At 60.2% G+C, this 11,930-nt stretch carries 7 protein-coding genes; 4 read left to right on the forward strand and 3 right to left on the reverse strand.

Translation table 11 applies throughout. The features are described 5' to 3' along the window. Nucleotides 1-175: 175 nt before the first annotated feature. Nucleotides 176-844, forward strand: coding sequence for a hypothetical protein (locus tag FJ424_RS03695; RefSeq protein ID WP_140651350.1), 669 nt, complete (start codon nucleotides 176-178; stop codon nucleotides 842-844). A gap of 258 nt (nucleotides 845-1,102) precedes the next feature. Here FJ424_RS03695 and FJ424_RS03700 read toward each other — a convergent pair whose 3' ends face one another. After that, the gene (locus FJ424_RS03700; protein ID WP_140651352.1) at nucleotides 1,103-1,315 is read right to left on the reverse strand and encodes an AlpA family phage regulatory protein; all 213 of its coding nucleotides are present in this window, start codon (nucleotides 1,313-1,315) and stop codon (nucleotides 1,103-1,105) included. Between the two features lie 128 nt (nucleotides 1,316-1,443). After that, on the reverse strand, nucleotides 1,444-4,497 hold the full coding sequence (gene traA / locus FJ424_RS03705; RefSeq protein ID WP_140651354.1) for a Ti-type conjugative transfer relaxase TraA: 3,054 nt from the start codon (nucleotides 4,495-4,497) through the stop codon (nucleotides 1,444-1,446). A 172-nt stretch (nucleotides 4,498-4,669) separates the two neighbouring features. Between traA and FJ424_RS03710 the strand changes: the two genes are divergently transcribed. The 3 genes from FJ424_RS03710 to FJ424_RS03720 all read left to right on the forward strand — a co-directional run bounded on the left by FJ424_RS03710 (nucleotide 4,670) and on the right by FJ424_RS03720 (nucleotide 6,027). Then, complete coding sequence (locus tag FJ424_RS03710) at nucleotides 4,670-4,996, forward strand: conjugal transfer protein TraD (protein ID WP_181181968.1); 327 nt, start codon at nucleotides 4,670-4,672, stop codon at nucleotides 4,994-4,996. Between the two features lies 1 nt (nucleotide 4,997). Then, nucleotides 4,998-5,219 carry a conjugal transfer protein TraD gene (locus tag FJ424_RS03715; protein ID WP_140651357.1) on the forward strand — a complete coding sequence of 74 codons (222 nt, stop codon included), beginning with the start codon at nucleotides 4,998-5,000 and terminating at the stop codon, nucleotides 5,217-5,219. 388 nt (nucleotides 5,220-5,607) lie between these two features. Next, entirely contained in the window at nucleotides 5,608-6,027 is a 420-nt protein-coding gene (locus tag FJ424_RS03720) for a very short patch repair endonuclease (RefSeq protein WP_140651359.1), read from the forward strand. A gap of 68 nt (nucleotides 6,028-6,095) precedes the next feature. Here FJ424_RS03720 and FJ424_RS03725 read toward each other — a convergent pair whose 3' ends face one another. Further along, nucleotides 6,096-11,930 carry a DEAD/DEAH box helicase gene (locus FJ424_RS03725; RefSeq protein WP_140651360.1) on the reverse strand — a complete coding sequence of 1,945 codons (5,835 nt, stop codon included), beginning with the start codon at nucleotides 11,928-11,930 and terminating at the stop codon, nucleotides 6,096-6,098.

Below are 11,930 nucleotides of genomic sequence, written 5' to 3' on the forward strand. Positions count from 1 at the left end.
TGGGCCGAAGATATTGCCATCCGTAGTAACCCTATTACTAAGTTGTTGCATTTGCTGGCCATAGATAGTAACACTGATACTACCGTTGATACCGACAGGCATCTTAAGCGGTTGGACAGGTGCGGTCACACCCGTCCAACCTAACCACAACCCCAGCTTTCATGGAGCTCGGATCATGGATGATTCCGACAATAGCATGAGTTTGTCTTTCGTCACCCGGCGGCGCTTGCTGGCGGGCACGGCCACGGCCGCCGTGGCATGGCCCTTCCGGGTAAAGTCGCGGGCCGCCGAACTGACGGACGGCAGCAGCGCGGCTGATCCTGCTCTTCGTCTGTGTAGGAACTGGCAAAACATCCACCACGAGACACTTGCGCTGTGCCGCGAACAGCAAAGGTTGGAGACACACCTCGCCAGGACGGTCGGCTTTCCCTGCGCCAAGGTACGGCTTGCCGATGGTACGGAATTAACGCTCCATTCCATGGAAGGCATGAACGATGCCTACTCTCCCGAAATTGAAGTCGAATGGGGCAGGGCGGTTGCCGACTTCGCGGCACACCAGGCGCGTTGGGATGCCGCCGATGCTGAGATCGGCTATTCGAGAGCAGACGAACTGATACGGCAATCCGAAATAGCCGAACGCGAACTTCTGGATAATCTACCGCATACAGCGGCTACCTCCATGGAGGGCATTTTAGCCAAGCTGCTCGTTATCTTGCATGACGGTGAGCATTGGGAACGTCCCGCCGATTTCCCTTGGCCTCATATCCGCTCGGTGCTGGATGACCTCGGCCGCCACCATAAATATCGATCCGGCGATGATCGCGATCGATCGGGCAATCGTTAGCCGACGGACCTTATAGAGCGGTGAGGATGCAGCCTGCTTCGAAGGAAGCCGGATCGGAGGCAGCCCGTCACGGCCGCTTCGCTCCAAAGTTGCCCTGCTTGAGCAAGCCATCTTGATCGGCGCGAGGCCGACCATCGTTTCGGTTTGCCGTTTTCGCTCGCCTCGGCGGCGCTTCTGACGGACATGGCAGTAACCCTGCCGCCGTGACCGCTGCGTCTCGATGAAGGCCAGCTTTCCGCGCAGTGTGCATCACCCTCATCACAACTTGTCGCCCTCGTCATGCGGACGCCACGAAACGGGATTGGTTATCCAGCGACTGATGTCGGATTCATGCCAGCCTGCACCGTGGATACTGATCTGGATCTGGCGTGGGAAGGTGCCGTCGGCGATCTTGCGATAGATGGTGGACCGGGACAGACCTGTCCGGGAGACGACGGTTTTCAGGCGGATGATACGGTCTGGTTCGCGCATGGACGCACTGCCTCCTGCTGGTTGTTTTTGACTGCTCCTGATCAAGAGAGGACAGACACTTGCGGGCGTGCAAGAGGGTCTTCCGCGTCATCGTACCCCGGCATAGAGACGGCGGCAGATAGGACTGTCTAGAGCCCAATGCCCCGGCCCCGCCCGAGGTCGATTCCGTGGGTGAATGCGAGTTCCGCACCAAGGCGCCGACCAGAATCGACGCTGATGCCAAGGTCGTGCTTGCGGTTGGCGAGGATGGATTCAAGCTGCGGATCGCGCTCGAGGCTTTTGGCCATGTCACCCATCGCCGATCGCGTCACCTTGTAGCCGGACATGTCACCCGCCTGATACTGGTGCTGGCTGGTCCGGTCGAGTTTGTGCCAACGCTCCACAAAGCGGTCGGCCCGGCGGGCGGGATCGATGTCCATCCCGGTGCGGATTTCCGTTTCAAGCTGGAGAGCAAGTACGATGCGGCTGACGCGGCCGGCCGCCGCCTCACGGACCAGTTCGGGATGTTTCACATAGGCCGCTTCGGCATCGCGCCAGCCATGCGGCCGAACCTTCTCGAACGCACTGCGCGCATCTCCCAATTCACGCATCTGCTCGGGACTGCCCTGCCCGTCCGCATTTCCAGCGCTGAGCATCGCGTCGAGCGCGCGCGCGTGACGCACAAGCGCCTTCGTGCGAGCGCTGCGCAACGCAGCTTCCGGGTCCGGCGGTGCTTCCGTGCTGCGCTGTGTACCCGGCCATGGCTTTTCCCTTTCCGGCGTGACAGCCCCATCTGTAATCCGCGCTCCAACATCTTCCCTTCCAGGCCCCTGCCCACGGTCGTGGCCGTGCTCAGCGTCGCCGGGCGAGCGCAACCCGTCCAGCAGCCCGCCGATCCGGTCGCGCAGCCTCTCGGGAACGATCCGGCGCACGATCTCGACCACACGCTGTCGGAACGTGATGCCGCGCCGTTCGGCATAGCTCTGCGCCGGATCGATCTGCTCATAGTCGGAAGCCATGTCCTTGGCGCGGTCGCGTGACAGGGTGCGGACCAGCCGGTCCCGTGTGGGAAAATCGTCGCCGCCGTAGTGCAGGTCCATCCCGTCCCGATGACGCGACAGGGCGACGTAGCTGCCGTGCGCATCCATCCCCGGCGTCGCGAGCACATGGGTGCGGTCGACTGTCATGCCCTGCGCCTTGTGAATGGTCGCGGCATAGCCGTGGTCAATGTGGGCATAGTCTTTCAGATCGAAGCGCACAGACCTGCCGTCGTCAACGCGAACGGCCATGCTTTGTGTGCTGACTTCTTCCACGATTCCAAGCGTTCCGTTCTTGACACCGAGCCCGCGCTCGTTACGCAGGAACATGACACGGTCGCCGCTGGCGACGGCCCTTGCACCCCGCTCCACATTCACCTGAACATCGTCGCCGAGATCGCCGGCGGCGCGCATGCGCTCGCGCGCCGCGTTGTTGAGCGCGCGCACCTCGTCGTTTGTGTGGGTGAGAATGATCCGGCTTGCCTGTGGCTGCGCCTGCCTGTCGCGGTCCCAGCGCTCGATCAGATCACTGCGCGCCTCATCGCGGGCCGCAGCCTGATGCACCATGCCTTGCGCGTCATACATGTCGATCGCAACGCCGATCCTGCCGGTTGCCAGATCGCGCGTAGCGTCTCGCTGCCAGTCATCGCGCTGGCGGCGCACCTGGCCGATCTCGACGCCACCGTGGCGGTCGTGGAGGGAGCGGAACGCGGCGCCGGCTTCGATCGCCTGCAACTGCTGGGGATCACCAACCAAGACGACCTTTGCGCCAACGTCCGCTGCATGGGAGAGCACGCGCTCCAACTGGCGCGTGCCGACCATGCCGGCTTCATCGATCACCAGAACATCACGCGCGGTGAGCAGATCACGACCCTGTCCCCACCCATGTTCCATGCTGGCAATCGTGCGCGAAGCAATTCCTGATCCGCTTTCGAGATTATCGGCCGCAATGCCGGACAGTGCCGCGCCTCGGACCTCAAAGCCTGCGGCTGCCCAGGCCTGGCGCGCAACGCCAAGCATGGCGCTCTTGCCGGTTCCGGCAAAACCGACGACGACACCAAGACCGCGCCCATCGGTGATGTGATCCAGTGCATCAACCTGCTCGCCTGAGAGGACCAGGCCGCGCTGTCGTGCCCGCGCCAGAGCTGTCTCGCGCTGTGCATCACTCACTGTATAGCGCTCCGCCCCGGCCATGCGTTCCGCAGCGCGATGCAGGCGCTGTTCGGTCTCGATCATCTGCCGGGTGGTGAAGCGATCTTCACCGCGCCCGTCCTTGCCGAGTTCGACCAGATCAGGCGTGTTGCTGATGGCGCCCATGACCGCGTTGAACTGCTCCATTCCGTCGCTGTGGCGATGAGCAAACTTGGCAATGTCTTTTCGGGTGAAGGTCGATTGCTGATGCGTGATGGCGTCCAGCGCCACGGATGGATCGGCGATGATCCGCGCACCATTGTTGCGCGCGATCTCGCGATGCAGTTCGACGCGATCTGCTTCACTGTCGCCAGCGGCAAGGCCGCCGCCCTCAATGCGCTGCGCCGGTGCTCCAATCTGCGTTTGCGGCTCAAGCGCAATGCCCTGCGCCTCCAGACTGCGATGATCGATGCGGGCGTCGATATCGAGTTCGGCCAGGCGTTCATTGGCCAGCTCCGCCCAGCGCTCGCGCCAGCGTTCGACCATCTCGGTAGCATTCCAGTCGCGCACCTTTGCACCGAAACCGTTCTCGTCCACGGAGCGCATGGTGAGCATGACATGGGCATGAGGTTTTGCACTGCCATCCTCGGCCCTGTCCCAATGCACATTGAGATCGGCGACCATGCCCCGGCTGACAAACTCGGCTTGTACGAAGTCGCGCGCCAGTTCGATGCCTTGCGCCTGGCTTAGTTCGCGCGGGAGGGCAAACTCCACCTCGCGGGCCAGCTGCGCATCCTTGCGCACCTCGAAGGCCTCGACGTCGTTCCACAGCCGTTCGCGGTCACTCCAGGCTTGCGGAGCCTTCTCCGGCAGCAGCACCTCGGAATGGACCACACCGCGCTTGGCCGAGAAGTCATGGCTTCGGTCAATGCGCGCGTCGCGCAGCCGAGAAGCCGAGCGGTAGGCGGCCGAGGCCACGGCACTTGAGCCGGCCTTGCGGCCAATGACTTTGACGTGAAGATGATAGATCGCCATCGCGACCAAACCATCTACACAGCAACTCGCACGTCGGCACGACGTATAAGCGCGCCCTCCCTCGAAAAATTCTCGGGATGGACCAGCCCGTCCCCGGCTGTCTCGGCAACCTTGAAGCCTTGCCGCAGACGCTGCCCTATCATCATCCGATCGACAATCGATGGAGACAGCCATGCGCAAACCACGTGACTTCGATGCCGAACTGAAAGCGCTGGAAGACAAGGCACGAGAACTCAAGACCCGAAAGGTGCAGCAGCTTGGCGAACTGGTGATCGCCACCAGCGCCGATCAACTCAGCACTGAAGAACTGGCTGGCGCGTTGGTCGCAATCGCCGAGACGAAGGACACCGCAAAGCGTGAGGCATGGGCCAAGCGTGGGGTGATGTTTTTCGAGAACGGATCCCGGCGGACTGATCGGGCATCTAAGCGCAACCTGCGCGGCGCTGCAGCGCAACCGGGCAATAATCAATCGCCGTCAGGCGGAACGGGCTCGGCATAACATGCGCATCTGGCAGGTCGAGCGCCGCAAGCGCACCCGGCATCTGATCGAACTCGGCGGCCTCGTCGTCAAGGCAGGCATCGTCGAGCTGACCAACGACGATCGCGCCATCATCTACGGAGCGCTCCTTTGGATCGTCGAAAAGCTCCAAAGCGAGGACGCCGAACGCGCACGAGTTGGCTGGGCTGAGAAGGGAAAGATGCGTTTACGACGGAAGGAATGAAGAGCTAAGGGCGGCTAACGTTGCGCTCGTTGGCGCGAGCGGCGGGCGGCGCGGAGACCTCAAATATCGCAGCGCCGCGCGGTGGGTGTGGATGAACGAAGGGAAGTTAGAAACCGATGACGGGGAGACAATCCAACCTCTGATAGGCTGGGGCAGTCTCGACAGTGCGCGTTGTGTGTGAGGCCTAAATTTCGGAAGCTCTTGCTCTGCCAAATCAGGCGCCGCTTCGAAGACTGACTTCACTGATGTCTTTCGCCGTCCTACGAGCACTCTCCGTTTCTCGTCGAGGAATCAAATTCATGGTCGCCTAGCGAGCACCCGTTGCTCCGTTTGGCCACAGAATACCCATATCCATGTTATTGCTTTGTCCAAGGCAGTAAGGGCCATAATGAACAACAGACTTGACGCGACGCCTGCAGTCCGCCGACGCATGCAGCGAACGGGTGGACGAGATAATCCATTCGAGCGATCGGTCCGGTCGCTGCTTCACGCCAGCGGAGTTCGCTACCGCATTCACTATCCGCTGCCCGTCTTGAAGCGTTGCAACTGCGATCTTGCGCTACCTCGTCTTAAAGTCGCGATTTTTCTCGACGGTTGCTTCTGGCACGGCTGCCCGATCCATCCCGCCGTGGTGAAGAAGAATACAGAATTTTGGGTTCAGAAGATCGCTCGCAACCGCGAGCGGGACGCCCAGGTAACCGATTGTCTGACTGCCGGCGGCTGGACAGTTCTCAGGTATTGGGAACACGAAAAGCCGGAGGCTATCGCTCAATCGATCATCTCAGTCGTCAACGCCGCCGCGGCCTAGCTGTTTTCCGTCGTGAGCGTGTATTTATCCTTGAGTGCTAGAAATTCAACAGGGACGAAAGAGGCATATTACCGCGCCGCCCGAGCGCGCTCAAGCACGTGGAGTGGCCGCCGGAGAAGCTCAAAACTGTCTACCGCCACATGGCTTTGACCGAGGTTAAGCGTCTTGAACAGCGCCCTCCTGTCCCACAGAGGATGAACGATCACGCCCCAACGGCTGTTCCTGTTGTCCAAGGAGAACATCGGTATGTCTTCCCTGCCCTTGACGCACGACACAGTGTTGCCGGGGATGAACGTCGCGGTCTCCTGGGCGAGGCGATGGGCGTTCTTCGACCAGTCGCTTGTCTCGAATTCGTCATAGCGGCCGTCGAAGCCGCATTCATAGGCCGGATCGACGAAAGACCGTAAGTAGGATAGCCCGAGTCTCCAGTCGAGCAGTCCGTGAAAGTTCCTGTTGTTATAGCGCTGAAGGCATTTGTAGCAGGATGTACCGCACCTCTTCATATGATGCTCGTCCGAGACCTCCATGCGTGGCCACTTGGCCGCGTCATTGAGAATGCTTCGCAGGAGATCCGACACTGGGATAGTGCTGTCGCCAAGCAGGTGGCGGCAGAATCCCGAGCCGTTCGGCAAAGCATCGGCTATCTGAATATAAGGGAGCGGATTTCCGTCTGCCGACCTCATGATGTTGGGGGCAAGCGTGTCAAATTCCTCGGGTGCGATGTCGAGATCGAATGCTGCCCGTTGGACGAGGATTTCGGTGGCCGAGATCGCGGCGGCCCTGACACTTGTGCGGGATGGATTCCTCTTGCTGTTCATCGAGAGACCGACGTCCATGTCCAACAGCCGAAGGTTCTTGTTGATGCGGACCGGGCCGATCTGGAGCGAGTTCGTGATCTTGGGAGACGCGAGGCATGCGCTGACAATCTCGCCGGCCATTGTCCGGTAGCGGTAGCCAGCGTCTTCGGCGATGACTTCGGAGCTGATCGCCTGCTCGGCTAGCTTTACGACCGGCCTCGACTTGAACCAACCGATCCTCTTGGCATGGACGTCGGTGGCATCTTCGACTTGGAACCCCGTAAAGTCCTCCGTTTCGTCCCTAAATCCGAGGTTGACCAGGAAAATCTCGGACCGTTCGGCAAAGTTGACGTTGATGTTTTCCTTTATCCTTTGATCGTCAGGCTTTCCAAGGCTCGCCATCGTGGCCCGCTGGCTAACTTTCGACTGGAGGTTCTCGTCGGTTGGACGAAAATCACTTCTATAGCCGCTGGGAGTGATGCAGCGAATTCCGGGATCCGCCATCGCCGCCCCACAGCTCTTGCATTCCAGGACATCGCTCGCCCCGCGGCTCCATGATCCGCAATTCTCGCAGAACCGCAGGTGGAAATCGTACTTTGACCAATGACTGAAGGGCCGTATTGGCACGCCGAAATCACTGCCGAACTCTTTCGGCTCCCCAAGTGGTCCCGTGAAGCCGATGCACCTGTGGCGAAGCTTTTCCCGCGTGCGTACGCTGCCCGGAGCAAAATCGAATATTGCCATGTCCTGATCGCGGTCGATCGTATCCCACTCGGCCTCGAAGTTTCCTTTCTTCTGTACGAGGTCGACGTAAAGATTGCGGGAGCGCGTAGGCATTCCGTAGAGAGGCACAAGGCCGCGTTCCGCTAGTGCCGCCGCCAAACCGATCGCTTCCTGGCCGAACTCTTCCTTGAGGTCGTCCACCTCGGCAAGGACGTTCTCTATAGTCACCTCCCGGGTGATATCGCCCAAGCCGCATTTGGACACTTCCGCTAGAATCTCAGCCATCCGGACACGCCGTCCGTCCGTGCGGACCAACGCTGCCGCGAGTTTGTCCCGCCAGCCTTTCCCGGGTTCGAAGAATTCGCAGCAGTAAAGGAACTCTCCGTGGATGTCGCCCGGCACGACGTCGTCGCCAGCCCAGTCAGTTCCGCTCTCTTCCCGCAGGAGGCGAAAGGCTTCCACGAGCCAGAACTTCCGGAGCAATCTTGATGGGATGTCCACCAGTCCGGTCGTGATGAATGGGGGCGGCGGTGCTGATCCCGTGATCTCGATCGGGTTGTGGAAATAATGCACGTCGTGGCTTTTGCTGCGGCACACGGTCAGGACAGTCGAAAACGCCTGTCCACGGCGGCCTGCGCGTCCGACCCGCTGCTGGTAGTTGAAACGCTGCGGAGGCATGTTGCCCTGGTAGACGGCTTGCAAGGAGCCGATGTCGACACCGACCTCCATCGTGGTCGTGACGGAGAGAAAGTCTGCGGTATCGAAAAGCTCCCGCCACTCGAAATCGGCTTCGCTCTCGGCGTCCTTCTTCACGAATATTTCCTTGAACTGCTGGAGACGTTCGGCGGGATCGCGCGTCTGGCCGGTGAGTTCCTCGCACTTCAGCCGGAACAATGGTTCGGCTTTAGCCACGGTCCTCGTGACCCGCCTTCCTAGAAAGTTGCCATCCGTGATTTTTGAGGCAACAAGCCCCTCATCCCGCGTGAGTGTGTCCCCGCACCGCGTGCAGCGGCCGAACCCTGCATGGAGATGGACACGGCCGCATCGCGTGCATCGCCATGCCTTTCCCGACGGATCGGCAGTGCGAAAATAGAGCATGCTGATGTCGATCGAACCGTCACCCCGGTGCTGCTTCAGGGTGTCCCGGAGTTTCACAAGGAACTCGTCGCACTCCTTCTCAGGATCCTGCAGAATCCTGGCCATAAGGCGGCTTAGGCGATTTTCGCCTCGGCCGAGCATGTCGTGTGCGCTTCTCCAGGCTGTCTTTGTTTCCGCCTGGAACTGGTTGGGCGTTATCCGGTATGCATCCGCGAAGATTCGCAGCATTGCGTCATCGCGAGATTTTTCTTCGGTGTATTCCTCGGGTCCGTAGAAGCTGGGCCAGCCAAGACCTGTCTCCTCGAGTGCGAAGTAGGTCTTGCTGAAAAGCAGATCGGTGGCCTCCGGCGGCTGCTCTTCCTGGACCTTTTCTCTGGCTTTCCGAAGGCGGATAAGTTCTTCCTCGGGCACGTCGGTTTTCCAGGCGATCCGTTCACCATCTCTTTCAAAGAACTTGTACCAGGGCTTTCCATCAACTCTCGAAAGTTTTGTGTCGGCACCTTCGACGGGTGTGGAGCCGAGCGCCATGAGTTGGGACAGTATAGGGCGCGCGTCATGGCCGACCTTGTCCCGTTCGAATTCGAACAGCTCTTTCAGTGGCACGCTGGGCGGGTGGAGCGCCGAGGACTTCCGGGACTGTAGCGCCTTCATTCTGGCGGTAAGATCTCCGGGGTCTTCGTCTTTGGCGAGCAGCTTTAGGACTTCTTTTTTGAGGCGCTGGTACTCGGCTTCATGTTCGTCCGTATAAGTGTAATCGTTGCCTATCATCGTGGCTGCCGATATGAGAATCTCGCGCCTGAGATCGCGTTGATGCTGCACCTCGACTTCGAGGGCTAGGTTCGCCGCGTCCTCGCGGCTGTCCGAGAACGCGACCAGCTTGCCGTCTCCGCCCTGCGACTTCAGCGAAGCCACCAACTCGGTTGCCAGAAGCTGCGAGGTTTTGCCGAAGCCGGTCCTGAAGCTTCGGATCGGCGAGATACGCCCCTCGCGTTTCTTCGAGTTCGGCTGTCGGTAGCGGCCTGAGTAGTCGGTGCCGCATTTGGCGCAGCAATATGGCACAGCGGTTCCGTCGTCCTCTGTAGTGCGTTTGTGGAACTTGTCATCACCGCCCCAATGCAGAAGGAAGCCGGGCACGTCGCCTTTGGTTTCGGTTTCCTGGACGATCCCTGTCAGCGGGTTAAGATAGCTTTTCAGCCATTTGTACGGAGTGCCCGCCCTTATTTCCGTTTCCGGTTTTCCCAGGCCCGGCCAGAAAAGTGCAAATTCATTGTAGCTCGCATCTTCGAAGCGCAGGGAGGACGCCGTTTCTGGCAGCTTCTCCAGTTCCTGTGGAGACGGCAGGAGAGAAACCCGCCGGGACATGTTTTCAGGTTCGCCCCGTTTGCCGCCGATATAGAGATCACCGCACGCTTCGCAGTAGAGCATCTCGAATAGGCGTCTCCTCTCGGCCCCGCCGTTGGCGTCGAAGTCCTGGCCCCTTTCGATGCTTGGTTTCCCCCACGCCAGACCACCGTCGGCATCCAGACCAACTGAGGCGAACATCCCCTCTATGTTCCGGACAAAGCAGTGCATCCTGAAACCGGGAAGGCTGGCGACGACATTCCGGTCAGGCTTCTCGTCGTCGGGCAGGACCTCCCGGGGCAGGTCGGGTATCGCCCGCATGGCCAGAAGGCCACGTACGGCTTTCCGGTCATCCGCGCCGAACAGGGCATTGCCAATCTCACTCACCGTACGGGGTGTCCCCTGCATGGTGTAAGCGAGCATCGAGGCCACCACCATTGTGGCATTCTCGAGAGCGGCCGTCTCGGCAAGCGATGCCGATCCGGGAACCGTCCGGGCTGCCGCGATGAACTTCTCCCGCAACTCGCTTGGTCTCTGCCTATAGCTGCCTGTTTCCAGTGCCTCGGCGAGTGCGACCAAGCTTTCGCGGGTTGGTGAGCGGTCAGGACGTGGTACCCGCTTTGAACGTCCCGGCACGATGCTCCGCTTCCAGGTGTTCTCCGTGTCTTCAGCGCCTGCCGTGCCTGCTGTGCCGAACATGTTCATCAGGTACTGAATGCTCGCCTCGGATTTCTCTTCGTCCATTGGAAGCGATGCCGAAGACGAAAGGATGCGGAGCTTGTGTGCGTGATCCGGGTGGGTCAACCCAAGGCGCTCCAACAAAATCCTGAGCAGCCCGGCCATTTCCGCGCCTGCCGAACCGCGGATGAGGTGGAGTTCGTCCAGCACGAGATAGAAGCGGGCGTCGACCGAACCCATCAGCCACTTGCGGGTTCCTTCAAGGATTGGAGCATCCACCTCCCGGACCAGCATTGCATTGAGGATGGATTGGTTGGTGACGAGTATGTCGGGCGGATCAGCCTGCATGTCCCAGCGGGAGATTAGTTCGCCGCCGTCCGTTGTAGGGAAAATGTATCTCAGGTCCTTTTTCCCGCTTTCTTCGGAGATACGCCGCTGGATGGAGCGGTACCGCTGCAACTCTTTCTTTAGGTCACTTCTTGAGCGATCCGTCCGCTCCTTCCAGTATTTTGTCTCGCTCCTCCGTGGGTGTTTCTGGAAGCCTGTAACGGGAGACTTACCGGTATATCTCCCGAAGAACAGGCGGTTGCCGCTGAAATGACGGTCCATGACTTCATGCGCTTCAGGGGAATCCAGGGACTTGCGCAGTCGGACCATCTGATCCTCGACGAGCGCGTTAAGCGGATAGAGGATCAGCGCGCGGATGGCCTTTGGTCGATCGGGGTGCTCGTTCCGCCGATGGAGGCGGAAGCTCTTGCCCTTGTCTAGCCAGCCGTCATCGACCGGCTCGATGGGCGCCGGCCAGGAAGTTGCTTCCTTTGCAAGCTGTGCGAGAATGGGCAGCATGAACGCCTCGGTCTTGCCCGAACCCGTTCCTGAAGTGACGATGCCCGGACTTCCGTCGGTGACGCCGCGCGAAAGCATGTCAATCTGATGCTCATAGGGTTCATAGGCGGACTTCAGCTCGACGCTTTTCCTGTCGCGCTCGAACAGCCCAGAAAGCGAGAGTTCCACGAAAGCCCTTCGCTCAGCCGCGGTGAAACCTGGCAGCTTTCCGGCATCGTTGATCAAGGCCTCAAGGCCCCGTCCCCAGGTCTCGTAGCGCGGGACCGTTTCGAATATCGGGTCGAGCGCCAGCTGCTTCGGGTCCGAAAGCAATTGGCGACGCATTGCTGACACCTTGACGTCATCGATGCGGAATGCGGTATCAAGATACGCCAGAAATTGGTCGATCATCCTGTTGAACCCGCCGATCGGATCAAACAT

It is taken from the genome of Mesorhizobium sp. B3-1-8, assembly GCF_006439495.1.
Lineage (GTDB): Bacteria > Pseudomonadota > Alphaproteobacteria > Rhizobiales > Rhizobiaceae > Mesorhizobium.